The organism is Pusillimonas sp. NJUB218, from assembly GCF_003788685.1.
Lineage (GTDB): Bacteria > Pseudomonadota > Gammaproteobacteria > Burkholderiales > Burkholderiaceae_B > Neopusillimonas.
This window is the reverse complement of record NZ_NQMK01000007.1, coordinates 131,800-150,860: the sequence shown is the minus strand read 5'-3', so window position 1 is coordinate 150,860 and position 19,061 is coordinate 131,800. Positions and strand designations below refer to the sequence as shown.

At 56.9% G+C, this 19,061-nt stretch carries 14 protein-coding genes; 12 read left to right on the top strand and 2 right to left on the bottom strand.

All coding sequences use genetic code 11. The annotated features are described in order from the left end of the window. The first annotated feature begins 81 nt into the window (after window positions 1-81). Window positions 82-3,861, top strand: a complete 3,780-nt coding sequence (gene metH / locus CHR62_RS10545; protein ID WP_093969493.1) for a methionine synthase — start codon at window positions 82-84, stop codon at window positions 3,859-3,861. A gap of 3 nt (window positions 3,862-3,864) precedes the next feature. Beyond that, window positions 3,865-4,707 carry a helix-turn-helix transcriptional regulator gene (locus CHR62_RS10540; RefSeq protein WP_093969492.1) on the top strand — a complete coding sequence of 281 codons (843 nt, stop codon included), beginning with the start codon at window positions 3,865-3,867 and terminating at the stop codon, window positions 4,705-4,707. A gap of 25 nt (window positions 4,708-4,732) precedes the next feature. On the opposite strand, the gene CHR62_RS10535 is transcribed toward CHR62_RS10540, so the two are convergent. Then, window positions 4,733-6,106: a DHA2 family efflux MFS transporter permease subunit gene (locus CHR62_RS10535; protein ID WP_370318058.1), complete on the bottom strand. Its 1,374-nt coding sequence runs from the start codon at window positions 6,104-6,106 to the stop codon at window positions 4,733-4,735. A gap of 139 nt (window positions 6,107-6,245) precedes the next feature. On the opposite strand from CHR62_RS10535, the gene CHR62_RS10530 reads away from it, so the two are divergent. The 4 genes from CHR62_RS10530 to CHR62_RS10515 all read left to right on the top strand — a co-directional run bounded on the left by CHR62_RS10530 (window position 6,246) and on the right by CHR62_RS10515 (window position 8,568). Then, window positions 6,246-6,434: a DUF3460 family protein gene (locus CHR62_RS10530; protein WP_093969490.1), complete on the top strand. Its 189-nt coding sequence runs from the start codon at window positions 6,246-6,248 to the stop codon at window positions 6,432-6,434. Window positions 6,435-6,439: 5 nt separating this feature from the next. Beyond that, on the top strand, window positions 6,440-7,318 hold the full coding sequence (locus CHR62_RS10525) for a ScpA family protein (RefSeq protein WP_093969489.1): 879 nt from the start codon (window positions 6,440-6,442) through the stop codon (window positions 7,316-7,318). 23 nt (window positions 7,319-7,341) lie between these two features. Then, window positions 7,342-8,187 (top strand): pantoate--beta-alanine ligase, encoded by an 846-nt coding sequence (panC, locus tag CHR62_RS10520; protein ID WP_123660902.1) that lies wholly within the window; start codon window positions 7,342-7,344, stop codon window positions 8,185-8,187. 144 nt (window positions 8,188-8,331) lie between these two features. Next, window positions 8,332-8,568 (top strand): response regulator transcription factor, encoded by a 237-nt coding sequence (locus tag CHR62_RS10515; protein WP_093969487.1) that lies wholly within the window; start codon window positions 8,332-8,334, stop codon window positions 8,566-8,568. Window positions 8,569-8,614: 46 nt separating this feature from the next. Here the strand turns inward: CHR62_RS10515 and CHR62_RS10510 are convergent, their stop codons facing one another. Further along, window positions 8,615-9,262 carry a copper resistance protein NlpE N-terminal domain-containing protein gene (locus tag CHR62_RS10510; protein WP_123660901.1) on the bottom strand — a complete coding sequence of 216 codons (648 nt, stop codon included), beginning with the start codon at window positions 9,260-9,262 and terminating at the stop codon, window positions 8,615-8,617. Between CHR62_RS10510 and CHR62_RS10505 the strand changes: the two genes are divergently transcribed. The 6 genes from CHR62_RS10505 (at window position 9,261) to CHR62_RS10480 (ending at window position 19,056) form a co-directional block, all read left to right on the top strand. After that, window positions 9,261-10,043 (top strand): A24 family peptidase, encoded by a 783-nt coding sequence (locus CHR62_RS10505; protein ID WP_158609120.1) that lies wholly within the window; start codon window positions 9,261-9,263, stop codon window positions 10,041-10,043. The two genes, CHR62_RS10510 and CHR62_RS10505, sit on opposite strands and share 2 nt — an antisense overlap. 32 nt (window positions 10,044-10,075) lie before the next feature. Next, window positions 10,076-10,684: a dephospho-CoA kinase gene (gene coaE, locus CHR62_RS10500; protein ID WP_093969484.1), complete on the top strand. Its 609-nt coding sequence runs from the start codon at window positions 10,076-10,078 to the stop codon at window positions 10,682-10,684. Between the two features lie 30 nt (window positions 10,685-10,714). After that, the gene (zapD, locus tag CHR62_RS10495) at window positions 10,715-11,467 is read left to right on the top strand and encodes a cell division protein ZapD (protein WP_093969483.1); all 753 of its coding nucleotides are present in this window, start codon (window positions 10,715-10,717) and stop codon (window positions 11,465-11,467) included. Window positions 11,468-11,621: 154 nt separating this feature from the next. Then, complete coding sequence (locus tag CHR62_RS10490; RefSeq protein ID WP_123660899.1) at window positions 11,622-12,848, top strand: MdtA/MuxA family multidrug efflux RND transporter periplasmic adaptor subunit; 1,227 nt, start codon at window positions 11,622-11,624, stop codon at window positions 12,846-12,848. An 8-nt stretch (window positions 12,849-12,856) separates the two neighbouring features. Further along, a complete protein-coding gene (locus CHR62_RS10485; protein WP_123660898.1) occupies window positions 12,857-15,958 on the top strand; it encodes a multidrug efflux RND transporter permease subunit in 3,102 nt (1,033 codons plus the stop codon). Continuing rightward, window positions 15,955-19,056 (top strand): efflux RND transporter permease subunit, encoded by a 3,102-nt coding sequence (locus CHR62_RS10480; protein ID WP_123660897.1) that lies wholly within the window; start codon window positions 15,955-15,957, stop codon window positions 19,054-19,056. Before CHR62_RS10485 ends, CHR62_RS10480 begins: the two co-directional genes overlap by 4 nt. Window positions 19,057-19,061 lie beyond the last annotated feature (5 nt).

The following is a 19,061-nucleotide window of genomic DNA, read 5'->3' as shown; positions in this document are numbered from 1 at the left end:
GCTGCTTTCGTGCTGTGGGTCGCGGGTCATGAAGCTACAATAAGGGACAAAATTGTCTTTTTTTTCAACAGGTCTTGACGCGTGTCCTATCCCAAGCTGCCCTACCCTTTGTCGTCTTACACTCATGGTGCCGAGTTCGTTCGTTTGCTCGCGTCCCGCATTCTGGTCCTCGATGGCGCCATGGGGACAATGATCCAGCGATACAAGCTGTCGGAACAAGACTTCCGGGGCGAGCGCTTTGCCGATCATCCCAGCGACGTCAAGGGTAATAACGAACTGTTGTCACTGGTGCGGCCCGACATCATTCTTGATATTCATCGCCAATACCTTGAGGCGGGTTCTGATGTCATTGAGACCAATACTTTTGGCGCCACGTCAGTTGCGCAGGGCGACTATGGCTTGCCCGGCCTGGCTTACGAGCTGAATCTTGAGTCGGCGCGGCTGGCACGTCAAGCCTGCGACGAATTCAGCACGCCCGACAAGCCCCGTTTTGTGGCTGGCGCCTTGGGGCCTCAGCCTAAAACCGCCTCGATTTCGCCCGATGTCAACGACCCGGCGGCGCGCAATGTCACATTTGACGAGCTGCGTGTGGCCTACACCGAACAGCTCGAGGGTCTCCTCGACGGCGGGATTGACATCGTCCTGATCGAAACTATTTTCGACACGCTCAATGCCAAAGCGGCAATTTTTGCCGTTGAAAGCGTGTTCGAGGCGCGCGGCGTGCGCTTGCCCGTCATGATTTCGGGCACCGTGACCGATGCATCCGGTCGTATTTTGTCCGGCCAAACCGTCGAGGCCTTCTGGAACTCCGTCCGTCACGCCCGTCCGGTCACCATTGGCTTGAACTGTGCGTTGGGTGCGGCGCTCATGCGCCCCTACGTGGCCGAACTGTCGAAGATTTGCGACACCTACGTTTGCGTTTACCCCAATGCCGGCTTGCCCAACCCCATGGCCGAGACCGGATTCGATGAAACCCCCGAAGACACCTCGTCGTTGTTGCGTGAGTTCGCAACGGCAGGCTTGGTCAACATGGTGGGCGGTTGTTGTGGGACGACGCCTGAGCACGTTCGCGCCATCGCCGAGCGCGTTAAAGACCTGCCCATTCGGCAGGTGCCCGAAATACCCGTTAAGACGCGGTTGTCCGGCCTCGAAGCGCTAAATTTCGACGAAAACTCGCTTTTCATCAACGTGGGCGAGCGCACCAACGTGACCGGCAGCAAAATGTTCTTGCGGCTGATTCGCGAAGAAAAGTACGACGAAGCGCTGGCTGTAGCACGCCAGCAGGTCGAGAACGGTGCGCAAATCATCGATATCAACATGGACGAAGCCATGCTCGACTCGGTCTCGTGCATGAGCCGGTTCCTGAATATGGTGGCGTCCGAGCCCGATATCTCACGCGTGCCCATCATGATCGACAGCTCGAAATGGGAAGTCATCGAGGCTGGCCTGAAGTGTGTGCAGGGCAAGGCGGTGGTTAACTCCATTTCCATGAAAGAAGGCGTTGAGGCCTTCTTGGCGCATGCCCGTCTGTGCCGCAAGTATGGTGCAGCGGCGGTCGTCATGGCTTTCGACGAAAAAGGTCAGGCCGACACACTCCAGCGCCGTATCGATATTTGCGGACTGGCGTATAAATTGCTGGTCGAAGAGGTCGGTTTCCCGCCCGAAGACATTATTTTTGACCCCAACGTTTTTGCTATTGCCACCGGCATCGAAGAGCATAACCACTACGCGGTCGACTTTATCGAAGGTACGCGTTGGATTACCCAGAATTTGCCTCACGCGCGTGTGTCGGGTGGCGTGTCCAACGTCAGCTTCTCTTTCCGGGGCAACGAGGCGGTTCGTGAAGCCATCCATACCGTTTTCCTGTATTACGCCATCCAAGAGGGCATGACGATGGGGATCGTCAATGCCGGGCAGCTTGGTGTTTATCAAGATATCGACAAGCGTTTGCTCGACCTGATCGAGGACGTCGTGCTCGACCGCCAGACGCCGCTGGGCAAGGTTGATGAGGCCGACACCCGTACGCCGACCGAACGTCTGGTCGAATATGCCGAGACTGTTAAAGGCTCGGGTACCAAAAAAGAAGAAGACCTGACGTGGCGTCAGAACCCGGTTGAGCAAAGGCTTGCTCATGCGCTGGTGCACGGTATTACAACGTTCATCGTTGAAGACACCGAAGAGGTCCGCCAGAAAATTGCCGATCAAGGCGGTCGACCCATTCAGGTCATCGAAGGGCCTTTGATGGACGGCATGAATGTGGTGGGCGACCTGTTCGGTGCGGGGAAAATGTTCTTGCCGCAGGTGGTTAAATCCGCCCGAGTCATGAAGCAGGCCGTAGCGCACCTCGTGCCTTTCATTGAAGAAGAAAAGCGCCAGATTGCGGCCGCCGGCGGCGATGTGCGAGCCAAGGGCAAAATTGTCATGGCCACGGTCAAGGGCGATGTCCACGATATCGGCAAAAACATCGTGACAGTCGTGCTCCAGTGCAACAACTTCGAAGTTGTGAACATGGGCGTGATGGTGCCTTGCGCTGAAATTCTGGCTAAAGCCAAAGAAGAGAATGCTGACATGGTCGGCCTGTCGGGCTTGATTACACCCAGTCTTGAAGAAATGGCCTATGTGGCTTCTGAAATGGAGCGTGACGACTACTTCCGTAGCCGCAAAATGCCTTTGCTGGTGGGCGGGGCCACCACTAGTCGGGTGCACACGGCCGTAAAAATTGCGCCCAATTACAGCGGGCCGGTTATTTATGTGCCTGATGCCAGTCGGTCGGTAGGCGTCGCCACCAACCTGATGTCGGATCAAAGCCAAGTCTATCTTGATGACCTGGCCAAAGAGTACGACCAAGTTCGCGAGCGTCATGCCAACCGCAAAGAGACGCCAATGGTCAGCATTGAGCAGGCCAGGGCCAACAAGCCGGTGATCGACTGGGCAGCGTATACGCCGCCACGCCCCAAATTTATTGGCCGGCGCACGTTCAAAAATTACGATTTGGCCGAGCTGGCCCGTTACATCGACTGGACACCGTTCTTCCAGACCTGGAGCTTGTTTGGGCAGTACCCGGGCATTTTGCAAGACAAAGTGGTGGGCGAGCAGGCCCAGAAGGTCTTTGCCGAAGGGCAGGCCATGCTGCGTAAAATTATCGACGGCCGTTGGCTGACGGCCAATGGCGTCGTGGCTTTTTACCCGGCCAATACGGTCAACGATGACGATATCGAAATTTACACCGACGAAAGCCGCAGCGAGGTGTTGTTTACCTGGCGCAATGTACGCCAGCAAGGCGTCAAGCGCGAAGGTGTCGACAACAAATGCCTGGCTGACTTCATCGCACCCAAATCGTCTGGAGTAGCTGATTACATCGGTATGTTTGCAGTCACCGGAGGGCTGGGCATCGAAAAATGGGAAGCCGAATTCGAAAGGCAAAATGATGACTATTCGGTCATTATGCTTAAGGCTTTGGCCGACCGTTTCGCCGAGGCTTTTGCCGAGTGCCTGCACGCCCGGGTTCGCACCGATTTATGGGGTTATGTACCTGCCGAAGCCCTTGATAACGAGGCCATGATTGCCGAGAAGTATCAGGGAATTCGTCCTGCGCCTGGCTACCCCGCTTGTCCCGAACATATCGTCAAAAAAGAGATGTTCCGTGTGCTCGATGCTGACGACATTCAGATGCAGCTGACCGACAGTTATGCCATGTATCCGGCCTCCAGCGTGTCGGGCTTTTACTTCAGTCACCCGCAGTCACAGTACTTCAACGTAGGCAATATTGGCGCCGATCAGTTGGCTGACTATGTTCAGCGTAGTGGTCGCCCGGAGGACGATGTGCGTCGCACCTTGTCCAGTATTCTTGGGTTGAAGTAAATCATGGACGCCGAATCCCGGTCTTCGGCAGCGGCGTCCGATCATCCACCCGGACAAGCCCGGCGCCGTGCGTTGGGCGAATTCCTGCGCAGTGTTCGCGCCCGGGTAACGCCCTCAAGCGTAGGGTTGCCGGCGGGCATCCGTCGACGCACGCCGGGGTTACGTCGCGAAGAAGTAGCGCAGCTGGCGGGTATCAGCATTACTTGGTATACCTGGATCGAACAGGGGCGCGATGTTTCGGTGTCGGCTCAGGTATGGGCGCGTTTGGCCGATGTATTGCACATGACGCGGGCTGAGCGCCATTATTTGTTCGAGCTGGCCGAGTGTGCCGACCCCGATCACGGTAAAGAGACCCCTGAAGAGTTGCCGGAGGGCTTGCAAGCGTGCGTCGATAGCATTGTTGTGCCCGCTTATATTATCGACAGGGCCTGGAATGTGTTGGCTCGCAATGTGCCGCTTGAACGGCTCTTTGGTGGTTGGCCTGGCGGCGAGGCCTCTCCCAATCTGTTGCGCTACATCTTTCTTGACCCGGCAGCGCTCGATTTGGTCGTTGATTGGGAAACGCGGGCGCGACGGGTTGTGGCCGAGTTTCGGGCTGACACCGTGGCGCATACAGAAGCGCCGCAGATTAGCCGCCTGATAGACGCCTTGCTAGAGGCAAGCCCAACGTTTGCACACTGGTGGACGCGGCAAACCGTGGTGGAGCGCGAGGGCGGGCGGCGCGGCTTTCATCATCCTGACCTGGGCAAGGTGTTTTATCGCCAGGTGACGTTCAATTTGGCGGTCCGCCCCGATTGCAAACTGGTAATGCTGTTGGAAGACGAGCCCACGCCAGGCGGCCGGTAAAGCGCTTACCGTTATTTCTTGCCGCTTATGGTCTTTTCTTCTGGTGAAGCTGTTCTGCGGCATTGGCGGGCAGACGTATAAACGAAAAGAACGACAGCGCAGTCATTGCGCCGATGGCCGCAAATGCCCAGGCCACGTCGTCTTGTGCTAGCGTTGTGGCGCCTCGGGCGTTCATGCTGACATTCATGATCAGCGCGGCACAACCCACCCCCAGGCTGATCCCTAACTGTTGAGCCATGGCCGCAAATGTGCTGGCTTTGCTCATTTGTGCCGACGTAAGCTGTGCGTAGGTGAGAGTGTTCACCGCCGTAAATTGCAGCGACCTAAATACGCCACCCACGGCCAGAATGGTCACCATGATCCAAAAAGGCGTTGTGGCCTCGAATAGAGCGCATGCCGCGGTGAAGGCGCCGGAAATCAACGCGTTGATGGTCAGCACGTTTTTGTACCCAAAAGTTTCTATGACGCGCGTTGCGATGAACTTCATGAGCAAGGCGCCGGCGGCCCCTGTAAATGAAATGAGACCGGCGGCAAAGGCCGACATGTCGAAGGCGACTTGCAGCAAAATAGCCAGCAAAAACGGGGTGGCACCCACCGTGAACCGGCACAGGTTTCCACCCAGTACCGAAATGGCGAACGACGGGATACGCAGCAGGCTAAGGTCAAGGATAGGATGCGGGTGATGGCGGGCATGCCACACGTAAAACAAGCCGCAGATCGTGCCCGTGGCGAGCAGCCCCAGGGTGTGCGTGCGCGTCGCGTCGGTGTTTCCGATGGATTCAAACCCCCATACCAGCGTGGCCAGTGCAATACCGCTAAGCGCAAAGCCTAACCAGTCCAGAGGGCGAGTGTGGGCTGGCAGGTCGGGGCGGATATATTTAAGAATGAGATAAATGCCCAGTGCGCCGACAGGGACATTGATCAGGAAGATCCAGTGCCACGAGGCATATGTGACCAGAAAGCCGCCTAACGGCGGCCCGATGATCGGGCCTAAAAGCGCGGGCATGGCCAAGAATGACATGGCCTTGAGCAGATCTTCTTTCGGCGTGCGTTGCAACATGATGATCCTGCCGACGGGTACCATCATGGCGCCGGCCAGCCCCTGAAACAACCGGGCGACGACCAATTGCGGCAGGCTTTGCGACAGGGCGCAGGCCACTGACGCCGCAGAAAACAGCAAGATGGCCACAATGAACACTTTGCGGGCGCCGAAGCGTTCGGCAGCCCATCCGCTGATGGGCACAAACACAGCCAGTGCCAGTAAGTAGCTGGTGATGGCCACGTTCATTTTGACCGGCGTGGTTTGAAGCGCTGCCGCCATGGCCGGAATGGCGGTGGCCACGACGGTGGCGTCGAGCATTTGCATGAACAAGGCGCACCCGACTATGAACGGGATCATGCGTATCGCCGTGCGTTCGCGATTTGATAGGTGCGGAGATGGTGTGCTGCTCATGGCTAGATTCTAACTTTACCCGGCTGAAGTAAACTTGCGGGTTGAAGGCAATTTTGCGTGTCTGTTATTTTAGCGAGCCCAGGTCATGGCCAAAAATTACGAATCTGAAATTACTCAGTTCATCAAGCAGTTCAAACAAACCCACCCCGATACCGAGCAGCGTCAGCGTGAGGGGCGCGCCCGCCTGTGGGACAAACATATCGACCCAGAGCTTCAAGAGCAGTTCAAGGCTGGGCGTGTGGTGCAGTCGGCTTACGTTTACCAGACCAAATAAGTCTGATGGCTGGTCCGGGCGCAACATCTCCCGATCTGTCTGCGCTGGTTGATCCTAGTGTCGACAGTACGCCCGACGTTGTCGACCACGTGGCGTTGGCGCGACTTTATGGCGAGCCATTGTTTGCGCTGCCGCAAGACCTTTATATTCCGCCTGACGCCCTCGAGGTGTTCCTCGAAACGTTTCAGGGGCCGCTCGATCTGCTGCTTTACCTGATTCGTAAGCAAAATTTTAATGTCCTCGACATCCCCATGGCCGAGGTGACGCAGCAGTATTTGTCTTACGTCGAGCAGATCCGTTCGCATAACCTCGAATTGGCAGGCGAGTACTTGCTAATGGCTGCGTTGCTGATCGAGATCAAGTCACGGATGTTGCTGCCGGTTAAAAAAACTGATACCGGTGAAGAGGTCGACGACCCACGTGCTGAGCTCGTGCGCCGTTTGCTTGAATACGAGCAAATGAAACTTGCCGCGCAAAAACTGAATGCGCTGCCGGTGTTGGGCCGTGATTTTCAGCGTGCGCGTGCTTTCATGGACATTCAGGTCGAGCGCATGCTGCCTGATGTTTCGCCTGAAGATCTGCGCCAGGCCTGGGCCGACATCATGAAACGCGCCAGCCTGAATGCGCATCATAAAATCACGCGCGAACAGTTGTCGGTGCGAGAACACATGACTAAAATTTTGCGCCGTTTGTCCGATGTTCGCTTCCTCGAGTTTACTCAGCTGTTTGACGAGGCGGTTCGTAGCGGGCAGGGCGTGCCGGTGATTGTCGTGCATTTTCTGGCCATGCTCGAGCTTGCACGAGAGTCACTGCTCGAAATTACGCAGGCCGAGCCCTATGCCCCAATTTACGTGCGTTTGGCGTATATTCGCGCAGTCGATTAATACGCCCGCATACGGAGACCTATTTGAAAGTCGTTCATACCATTGAAGAGTTGCGTGACCAGCTGCGCGGGCAGTTGCGCGTGTCGTTTGTGCCCACTATGGGCAATTTGCATCAGGGCCACCTGTCGCTCATGAAGCTGGCACGTCAGCATGGTGATCCTGTTGTCGCCAGTATTTTTGTCAATCGGCTTCAATTCGGACCCAACGAAGACTTCGATCGTTATCCGCGTACGCTTCAGGCCGACATCGAAAAGCTCGAGCGCGAACGCGACGTGTACGTGTTATTTGCGCCGCACGAAAAAGAGATGTACCCCGAGCCTCAGAGCTATCAAATTCTGCCTCCCCCCGATCTGGGCGGTATCCTCGAAGGCGAGTTCAGGCCCGGCTTTTTTACGGGCGTCAGTACTGTTGTCCTCAAGCTTTTTTCGTGTGTGCAGCCCCGTGTAGCCGTTTTTGGCAAAAAAGATTACCAGCAGCTTATGGTGGTTCGTCATATGTGCCGCCAGTTTCAGTTACCCGTAAAAATTCTGGCGCACGAGACAGTGCGTGATGCCGATGGCCTGGCATTGTCTTCACGCAATCGTTACCTGTCGCCGGAAGAGCGGGCCGAAGCGCCGCAGCTTTACGCTTGTCTGAGTGCCATTCAAGATCAGTTGCAGGCCGGCGCAACCGATTCGGCCGAGCTGACGCAGGCGGCTATAAGCCGGTTGACGACTCGAGGCTGGGACGTTGATTACCTCACACTGCGCCGTCAGCGTGATCTGGGCACCCCATCGGCTGAAGAAATCAAGGCGCGAGAGCCGTTAGTCGTGTTGTCAGCAGCCAAGTTGGGGGCAACGCGCCTGATCGACAATCTCGAGGTGTTTTAACCCGCTTGTTTGGTGTGTTTCCCGATGTCATTCGAGGCCCCGTTTTTCGGGGCCTCGGTTTTTACCCTGTCAGATCTGTCAGCAGACAACTGTTCTTTTACGTGGAACAATCGGCTGACATAACAACACAGGAGACATCCGGATATGGCATTTACCTACACCAAAGACCAGGCTATGGCTGTACTTACCCCGCGCGAACGCGATGTCATGCAATATGTCGTCAGGGGTACGGCCAATAAAGTGATTGCTTCAGAGCTGGGGGTGTCGCAACGCACCATAGAAGCCCACCGTGCACGTATTTTTCAGAAGCTGAAAGTACGCAACGCCGTTGAGCTGGCTGGGCAGGTCATGATGTCGTTGCACGAATCCCAGCCGCATTAGCCCCCAAGGGCGTGCGCCGCCCCTTAGGCCTGCATGCTCAGAACGTTCAGGGTCGGCAGTTCAGCTTGGGGCGGGCGTTCATTTCGGTGATGCCGTCAACTTCGGCCTGACGCGTCAGGTGGTAATCGAGTGTTGGGCGGTGGTCGTTGATGGCATCTATACGCAAGATGTTGTCGGTTTGAAAGGTAAGCCGTGCTTTGGTGGCTTTGGTGTCGGTTTCGAGTAAGACACGCCAAGGGGCGGTGCCTACAACAACCCAACAGCCTTGCTCGAAGGTAGTTACCGGGTTGGTTGTGCCCAGTTGCACGGTGCGTGCGCGCCACTCGCCGTCGGGGGCCATGGTTAGGGTAATGCGCGTAGCAGGGCAGTCTTGACCTTCGGGTAGGCAAGGTGTTGTGCCTAAAAAGGTTTTTGGCTCAAGCAAGGGGCGGATGCTGACCGCAGCAGCGCGCGGCGCGCTTTCGGTTGGCTGCGCGGTAGGTTTTTCGGCAGTGTCGCCAAAGCCTAGCTGCAGTTGCGACGGCGCTCGTTGGCCATTGCGCCCCTGGGCCTGCGACTGCGCATCAGACAGTGTCGACTCGGGTCCTGTTTCGTAGTAACCGGGGGATTGCTGCTTGGCGCAACCGGCAAGGGCAACGGCGCTAATGACGGCTAAAAGGCCGAAACGGAAAGTGGGCTTCTTCAGGGCGGGCATGCTGATGTTCCATCAAGAATTCGATTCAACGCTTATTCTACGCAACTATCTGCACGCCGGTAATCCCCTGGGCAGCGAGTTCGAAGGGTTAGCGCATCTTGCCGGCTTGCCGGGTGGGTTATGGCTGTCGTATGTGGCAGGCGGCCTGCTGGTGGGCCTTGTGGTGTACGGCGTAGGTTTGCGGTACACGCGCCGGGTTGTGCTGGCATTTGCGCTCGCCGACTCGGTCGAATTGTCTGTGCGATGGCGTTGGCCGTGCGCTGTACCCTGGGCGTTTTTCGGGGTGCTGGTCGGGCTTGGTCTGGCGGTCAGCCCGCGGGGCGCGTCTGATGGCCCGGCGGGTCTGCTTGTGTTTGTTCTTGTTTTGTTTGTACTGGGGGTGTTGGCACTTACCGACTGGTACACCGGCTTTTTGCCCGACGAACTGACGTTACCGTTGATGTGGGCGGGCTTGGTTTGGTCGTGGCTGGGCTATGGCGTTGGGGTTGTGCAGGCCTTGGGCGGAGCCATGGCGGGCTATGTCTTTTTGTTTTTAATCTTCTGGCTGTACCGTTGGCTCAGGGGGCGAGAAGGTATGGGCGGCGGCGACTTCAAGTTTGCTGCTGCACTGGGGGCCTGGGTTGGGTTAGCGGCTTTGCCCTGGGTGTTGTTGCTGGCTTGCTCGATGGGTGTGTTTACCGCGCTTGCCCTCAGCCGCCGGCCAGGGTTTACAGGCGTTTTCCCGTTCGGGCCTTGCCTGTCAGCTGCCGGGGCGGTTTTTTTATGGGTGGTCTCGCCCTAAAATGCGGTCTGTGACTTAAACAGGCCAATCAAATGCTTAAAATCGGACTCACCGGTGGAATCGGCTCGGGCAAAACTCGGGTGGCTGACTTGTTTCAGGCGTGGGGCGCTGCCGTGATCGATACCGATGTCATTGCCCACCAGCTTACCGCGCCTGGCGGCCAGGCTATCGAACCCATACGCGCAGCTTTTGGTAGCGGGGTGTTAACCCCCGATGCGGCGCTCGATCGTGCGGCAATGCGTGAGCTTGTGTTTCAGGATGCCGAGGCACGAGGTCGTCTGGAAGCGATTATTCACCCGTTGATAGCCCAAGTTACACAAGCGCAGGCCGAGGTGGCTTCGGGGTGTTATCTTGTCTTCGTTGTGCCGCTGCTGGTCGAGTCGAAGCGTTGGGTTAGTCGCGTAGACCGGGTTTGCGTGGTTGATTGCGACCCGGAAACCCAGATCGCTCGGGTTCAGGCGCGTAGCGGGCTGACGCCTGAGGCCATTAGGCGTATTATGTTGGCACAAGCCACCCGAGAGGCGCGTTTGGCCGTTGCCCACGATGTCGTCCTTAACGATGGCCAAACCACGCCGCAACAATTGCAGCACCGCGCACGGCAGTTGCACGAAAAGTGGTGTGTACTGGGTGCTCATTCATAGAATACACAAAGCAATAAGGTAGCTGGTCCAGTGATTTTGTACGAATATCCCTGTAACGAACGCGTTCGATCCTTGCTTAGGGTCGAGCATTTGTTCGGGCGTTTGTTTTTTTTCGCCAATCAGGAAGACGTCAACCATCATCAAGTGGCCATGAGCACCTTGTTCGACCTCCTCGAGGTTTGCGAACGCACCGACTTGCGTGGCTCGGTCTTGCAAGACCTTGAACGGCAGCGGGCGGCGTTGGGCGGTTTGCGCCAGCACCCCGGGGTCGATGTCGAAACTGTCGACAAAATGCTGGCCGACATCGAGCGTGCAAGTGCTGAACTTGCCGCGCAAGGGCGTATTGGCCAGGTTTTGCGCGACAACGAATGGTTGGCTAGCTTGCGTGGCCGTTTGACAGTGCCCGGCGGGTCTTCGCCTGCCGACATCCCCTCGTATTACGCCTGGCAAATTAAGCCGACTCAGGTCCGCATGAGCGACCTGCAGCAATGGGTCGATCCTTTCATGCCGCTTTACAACGGTCTGGCGCTTATTTTGCGTCTGTTGCGCGAATCAGGTAATCCGGTCGAGCTCGAGGCGCCGCAAGGGGCGTATCAAGAAATGCTGACAGGCAAAACGTTTCAGCTGCTGCGCGTTTGGGTTGACCCGGCTTTGGGTGTCTTCCCCGAAATGAGTGCAAACAAATACGTTATCTGGGTGCGTTTCTCAATGCAAGATAATGAGCTCAAGCCCATTTCTGTCACGCAACGCGTTCCCTTCCGACTGTCTCGTTGTAATTTCTAGTCGCCGCGTCGCCATCCGGCGCGTGAGTTTCCCCTAGCTTTTGTCACGTAATTGTTGCGTTCGATTTCAGAACGCGGCAGTCGGGTCGCGCGTTTTCGTTTTTATCGGCGAAAATTGCAAGCATTCTCACTCCAATAAAAATCGGGGACGGTGCATGTCCGAATCGCAAGCAAGAAATCGATATGGGTTACGCAAGGGGCTCCTGGCGCTGGTGGTACTGGGCGCATTGGGGCTTGGCTATTTTTTGTGGAGTGGTTCGGGTCAGCCTCCGGGCTCCGAAGGCGCAAACCAATCGCCGGGCCAGCCCGTCGGTTCGCGGCCCGCTCAGGCTGCCGGTGGGCGCCCGGGCGGGCCGCCGGGTATGGCGGCAATGGCGGTGCCTGTCAAGGTGGCCACTGTCGAGCAAGGGCCAATACAGAACATATTCACGGCTTTGGGTACGGTGACTGCGTTCAATACTGTGACGGTGCGCAGCCGGGTCGATGGCGAACTGCAAAAAATATTCTTCACCGATGGTCAGAAAGTAAAGGCCGGCGACCTGTTGGCGCAAATCGACCCACGTCCATATCAGGTACAGCTTGATCAGGCGCTTGGGCAGCAGGCTCAAAACCTGGCGCAGCTGAACAATGCCCGCCAAGACTTGAAGCGCTATGAGCAGCTGTTTCGGCAGAACTCGCTGGCGCGTCAGCAACTGGAAGCTCAGCAGGCGCTCGTTCAGCAGTACTTGGGCGCTCAAAAAACCGATCAGGCTAATGTCGATAGCGCGCGCTTGCAGCTTGACTTCACGCAAATTACGGCCCCGATCAGTGGCCGGTTGGGCCTGCGAGTAATTGATCAGGGTAATCTCATTTCGGCCGGCAGCACCGAGGGTTTGGTGGTTATCACCCAAACCCAGCCCATTTCGGTGGTGTTTTCGTTGCCCCAGGCTCAGTTGCCTGCGGTGCTCGAACGTTTCAATCAAGGTCAGCCTTTGGTGGTCGATTTGTTTGATAGCGCGGAACGTCGCCTGTTGGCCACGGGCGAATTGTCTTCAATAGATAACCAGATTGATATCGCAACCGGCACGGTAAGGCTTAAAGCAACATTCGAAAATCAGGACGAAACGCTGTTTCCGAACCAGTTTGTCAATGTGCGTTTGCGTGTGAGTACACAGCCGGACGCCGTTATTGTTCCGACCCAGGCGGTGCAGCAAGGGTCAGCCGGCGCATTTGTGTATTTGGTGGCCGACGACAATACCGTAACGGTACAGCCCATTGTGACGGGCACGATAGAGGGGCGACGGGTTGCCGTGGTTGAAGGGGTGACGGCCGGCCAGCGGGTGGTTACCGATGGCGTTGACCGTTTGCGAAACGGGACGCGTGTTCAAGTTATTGAACCCTGAGGGCTGCCGTGAACCTGTCACGCCAATTTATTTTGCGCCCGGTGGCCACAACACTGGCCATGGTTGCCTTGTTGATTGCCGGTATCCTGGCCTACCGCATGTTGCCGGTTTCGGCCTTGCCAGAGGTTGATTACCCGACCATTCAAGTGTCAACCTTGTATCCGGGGGCCAGCCCCGACGTCATGACTGCGTTGGTCACGTCGCCGCTCGAGCGGCAGTTCGGACAGATGTCGGGGCTAACCCAAATGTCCTCGACGAGTTCCGGCGGGGCATCGCAAATTACGTTGCAGTTTGGCCTTGATGTGCCGCTGGATGTTGCCGAACAAGAGGTGCAGGCGGCCATTAATGCGGCGTCAAATTTGCTGCCTAACGATCTGCCCGCACCGCCGGTATACAACAAGGTGAATCCGGCAGACACGGCCGTGATTAGTCTGGCCATTACTTCGCCCACGCTGCCCTTGTACCAGGTGCGCGACCTGATCGATTTGCGTGTTGCCCAAAAATTATCGCAAATTTCGGGGGTAGGGCTGGTTAGTATTGCGGGCGGGCAACGGCCGGCGGTACGGGTGCAGGTCGACCCGCAGGCCTTGTCGTCGCATAGTCTGACCTTGTCATCGGTGCGTAGTGCCATTGTGTCGGCCAACGTGAATCAGCCCAAGGGCAATCTTGATGGCCCCGAGCGTTCGACAACCATTAATGCAAACGATCAGTTGCGGTCTCCGGAAGATTATGAGGCCCTTATTCTGGCGTATGAAAACCAGGGGGCATTGCGACTGGGTGATGTGGCGCAAGTGGTGCGTGATGCCGAGAATATCCGACAGGCGGCCTGGGTAGGCACAACACCGGCCATTTTGCTCAATATCCAGCGTCAGCCCGGCGCTAACGTGATTCAGGTCGTAGATCGGGTCAAGGCGTTATTGCCCGAATTGCGCCAGGGGTTGCCGGCAGGTGTAGATGTTGCCGTGGCTTCAGACCGTACCCAGACCATTCGCGAAGCAGTGCGCCATGTGCAGACCGAGATGGTGCTGGCGATCACGCTGGTGGTGTTGGTGACATTCGTCTTTTTGCGCACCTGGACGGCCACTTTTATACCCAGCGTCGTGGTGCCGCTGTCGTTGGTAGGTACGTTTGCCATCATGTACTTGGTGGGCTTCAGTATTAATAATCTGACCCTGATGGCCCTGACCATTGCCACCGGGTTTGTGGTCGACGATGCCATTGTCATGATCGAGAACATCGCGCGTCATCTTGAAGAAGGTTTGTCGCCGCTTCAAGCGGCTCTGAAGGGGGCGGCGCAGATCGGATTTACGCTGGTGTCGTTGACGCTGTCGTTGGTGGCCGTCTTGATTCCGCTGCTGTTCATGAGTGATGTCATCGGTCGCCTGTTCAGTGAGTTTGCCATTACGTTGGCGGTGGCTATTTTGCTGTCGCTGGTCATTTCGCTAACCCTCACGCCCATGATGTGTGCACGCCTGTTGCGCGCCGAGTCTGAAGCCGATTTGGGGCCATTGCAGCAGCGTCTTGGGCGATGGATCGACGGCCTGATAAGGGGTTATGACCGCGGACTGGTTTGGGTGTTATCGCATCAGCGCACCACGCTGTGGGTCGCGCTGGGTACTTTGCTAGTCACAGTCTTGTTGTATGTGTGGGTGCCCAAGGGGTTTTTCCCGCAACAAGATACGGGTTTGATTCAAGCGATCAGTCAGGGTGAGCAATCTATTTCTTTTGGCGGGATGTCGCGTCTTCAGCAAGAGGCCGCGCGAATTATTGTCGAAGACCCGGATGTGGAGCAGGTGACTTCGTTTATTGGCGTAGACGGTACCAACGTGACGCTTAACACTGGCCGCATGCAGATTGCCCTGCGCCCCTTGGCCGAGCGCAGCGACAATGCTCAGGCCATTATTCAGCGTTTACAAGAGCAATTGAAAGCGGTGTCGGGGCTTGAGGTGTTTATGCAGCCGGTTCAAGACCTGACCATCGACGATCGTGTCAGTCGTACCCAGTATCAGCTGTCATTGTCAGACCCCGAGCCCTCGGTGCTTTACGATTGGGTGCCAAAGTTTGTGGACGCTTTGGCTGAACAGCCCGAACTGGCAGATGTTACCGACGACTTGCAAACCCGTGGCTTGCAGACCACGCTAACTGTCGATCGCGATGCGGCCGCACGTGTCGGTGTTACGTTATCGGCCATCAGCGAGGCGCTCTACGACGCGTTCGGGCAGCGTCAGATTTCGACGATTTTTACGCAGTCCGCCCAGTATCGCGTTGTGTTGGAAGTGGCCCCCCAGTATCGTCAGGATCCTTCTGCCCTTGATCATATCTATGTGCAGACCACGTCCGGGGGCACGGTGCCGCTAACGGGGCTGGTCAAGGTCAGCCAGGTCGACAGCCTGCTTTCGGTGGGTCGTCTTGACCAGTTTCCGGCGGTGACGGTGTCGTTCAATTTGCCCGAGGGTGTGGCGCTGTCGGATGCAGTTGCCGCGATCGAGCGTACCTATCAGAGTATCGGCGTGCCTGCGTCGACCGAATTGCGCTTTCAGGGCGCTGCGCGTGCTTTCGAGGCGTCGTTGAGCAGCACGCTTTGGTTGATGCTGGCCGCGGTGGTCGCCATGTACATCGTGCTGGGCATCTTGTATGAAAGCTATATTCATCCCATCACTATTTTGTCGACCTTGCCGTCGGCTACGGTTGGGGCGCTGCTGGCGTTATTGTTGACCGGCAAGGCGCTCGACATGATCGGGGTGATCGGCATCATTTTGTTGATTGGCATTGTCAAAAAGAACGCCATCATGATGATCGACTTTGCGCTCGAGGCCGAGCGAGGGCGAGGCCTTTCACCCGTCGAGGCCATCCGTGAGGCGGCTCTGTTGCGTTTTCGTCCGATTCTCATGACGACGCTGGCGGCATTATTCAGTGCAATTCCCCTGATGTTGGCGACGGGTGCGGGTTCCGAGCTGCGGCAGCCATTGGGGCTGGTTATGGTGGGCGGCTTGATTTGCAGCCAGTTGCTCACGCTCTTTACGACGCCGGTCATTTACTTGATGTTTGACCGCCTGGCACGACGTTGGCGTGGTGCCGCACAAAACGCGGCAACCGGAGATTCCGCATGAGGTGGCTGGCGGCCTTTATTGTCCGCCCTGTGGGCACAACGCTGGTTTGTCTGGCGATGGTGCTGGCCGGCGCTTTGGCACTGCGGGTGCTGCCGGTGGCGCCATTGCCTCAGGTCGATTACCCCATGATTTCCGTCACCGCTCGTATGGCGGGAGCCAGCCCCGAGACCATGGCGTCTAGTGTCGCCATGCCGCTCGAGCAGGCCTTGGGCTCGATTGCCGGCGTGACTGAAATGACCTCGCGCAGCACCGAAGGCTCGACGCGAATTTCACTGGTCTTTGATCTGAATCGCGATATCAACAGCGCGGCGCGTGATGTACAAGCAGCCATCAATGCGGCGCGTGGCTCGTTGCCCTCGGGCCTGCGCGATAACCCGACCTATAACAAGGTCAACCCCGCGTCGTCGCCCATTATGGTTCTGGCGCTTACGTCAGACACCTATACGCAGGGACAGCTTTACGATCTGGCTTCAACGGTGCTGGCCCAAAAATTGGCGCAGGTGCCGGGCGTGGGGGAGGTCAGCGTAGGCGGCAGTTCGTTGCCTGCCGTCAAAATCAGTTTGAACCCACAGGCTTTGGTGGCGGCTGGCGTAGCTCTTGACGAGGTGCGCAGTGCCCTGGCCAATGCCAATGTCGTACGCCCGAACGGGGTGATTGAAAACGATGATTACCACTGGCAGATCGGTACGGGCCCGCAAATGGATCGCGCCGAGCAGTACAGGCCGCTGATTGTGGCCTGGCGTGATGGTGCGCCGATTCGGCTTCAGGATGTGGCTACGGTTGAAGATGGTGTGGAAGAAATTTTCAACGTTGGGTTTTACAACGATAGCAAAGCTGTGTTGTTGATTATTCGCCGGCAACCCGACGCCAACATTATTGAGACGGTAGATGCAATTCATGATTTGATGCCGGCGTTTCAAAGCATGGTGCCGGCTCAGGTCAATGTGACGGTGGCCCAGGACCGTACCCCCAGCATTCGTGCGTCGCTGGCCGAAGCGCGTCTGACGCTCATTATCGCCATCGTATTGGTGGTGTGGGTGGTATTGCTGTTTTTGCGTAATGCACGGGCAGCGCTTATTCCCAGTATTGTGGTGCCGGCGTCGTTGGTGACCACCTTTACCCTGATGTGGGCGTTTGGCTTTACGTTGAACACCATGTCGCTGATGGCACTGATCGTAGCGACCGGTTTTGTGGTCGATGATGCCATTGTGGTGCTTGAAAATATTATGCGGTATATCGAGCGGGGTTACAGCCCGGTGCGTGCCGCGATACGTGGCGTGCAAGAGGTCGGATTCACGGTAGTCGCGATGAGCCTGTCTCTGGTAGCGGTGTTCATCCCTATCTTGCTGATGTCGGGCGTAGTGGGTCGTTTGTTCCGAGAATTTGCCATTACCTTGTCGGCGGCCATTCTGGTGTCATTGCTGTTGTCGCTGATTCTCACGCCCATGATGTGCGCGCGTTTGCTTAAGCCGGCGGCACCCGGGTCAAAGCCCGCCGATGGGCCTGGCCGGCGATTTTTGGACTGTGTCGGCGCCGTTTCAGGTCGCTGGTATCGCCGATCGCTCGACTGGGCGCTGGCCCACAGTCGATTGATGTTGCTGGTGCTTGTGGCTACGGTGGGCCTTAACGTCTATTTGTACACCGTGGTACCCAAAGGTTTCTTCCCGCAGCAAGATACCGGCCAACTGTTGGGGTTTTTCCGAACCGACCAGGGTACGTCATTTCAGTCGTTGCTTCCCAAGCTCGAAAAATTTCGCAACGAGCTTTTAAAAGATCCCGCGGTTGACAGCGTGACCGGGTTTGCTGGCGGTCGTGGTGGCAGTAACTCCAGCTTCTTGCTTATTCAACTCAAGCCAGTCGACCAGCGCAATGTGAGTGCAAACGACGTCGTCAACCGACTTCGGGGGCGTTTCATGCGAGAACCCGGGGCGCGGCTTTTTCTGGTGCCGCAACAAGATATCCGCGTTGGGGGGCGCCAGGGGCTCTCGTCCTACGAGTACTCGTTGATGGGTAGTGACCTTGATCTGCTGAAAACCTGGTTGCCGCAGGTGCAGCGTGCGCTGGCCGGCTTACCCGAGTTGGTCGACGTTGACAGCGATATTGAAGACAAGGGCCGTCGGGTTGAGTTAGTGATTGATCGCGATGCGGCTACCCGTTTGGGCGTGGATATGGCGTTGATTGCCAGTACGTTGAACAATTCATTCAGCCAGCGTCAGGTGTCAGTGATTTACGAACCGCTTAACCAGTACCGCGTCGTCATGGCGGTTGATCCCAGATACGCAGAAGATGCAGAGTCGTTGAAACGAGTTCAGGTGGTTACCGCCGACGGAAATCGAATTCCGTTATCGGCCTTTACAACCTTCAAGATCGGCACGGCCCCGCTTAGCGTGCGCCATGCCGGATTGTTTGCCGAAGAGTCGGTGTCGTTCAGTCTGGCACCCGGCGTGTCGCTTGATCAGGCCACTCAGGCGATTGAAGCGGCGGTTGCGCGCATAGGCTTGCCTACCCAGGAAATTCAAGCGTCGTTTCAGGGTAATGCCCAAGCCTTGCAGGAATCGCTTGCCCAGCAACCCTGGCTGATTCTGGCTGCGCTTGTCACCATGTACATTGTGTTGGGCATGCTTTACGAGAGCTACATTCACCCGTTGACGATCCTGTCTACTTTGCCCTCTGCCGGCATCGGTGCCTTACTGGCGTTGATGATGGTGGGCATGGAGTTTTCGCTGATTGCGCTGATCGGCGTTTTTCTCCTGATCGGCATCGTCAAGAAGAATGCCATCATGATGGTCGATTTTGCGCTGCACGCCGAGCGCGAGCAAGGTTTGTCGCCGCGTGAAGCTATCTATCAGGCATGTTTGATCCGGTTTCGGCCAATCATGATGACGACGTTATCGGCGTTGTTTGGGGCGGTACCGCTTGTGTTTGCGACCGGGGCAGGTGTAGAGCTGCGCCAACCCCTGGGTATCACTATTGTGGGTGGCCTGATCCTGAGCCAGATTTTGACCTTGTATACAACGCCTGTTGTGTACTTATATCTTGACCGGCTGCGCTGGTGGTCGCTGAATCGCCGCGCTTTGCGGCAAAATAATCAAGGGTAGTGCCG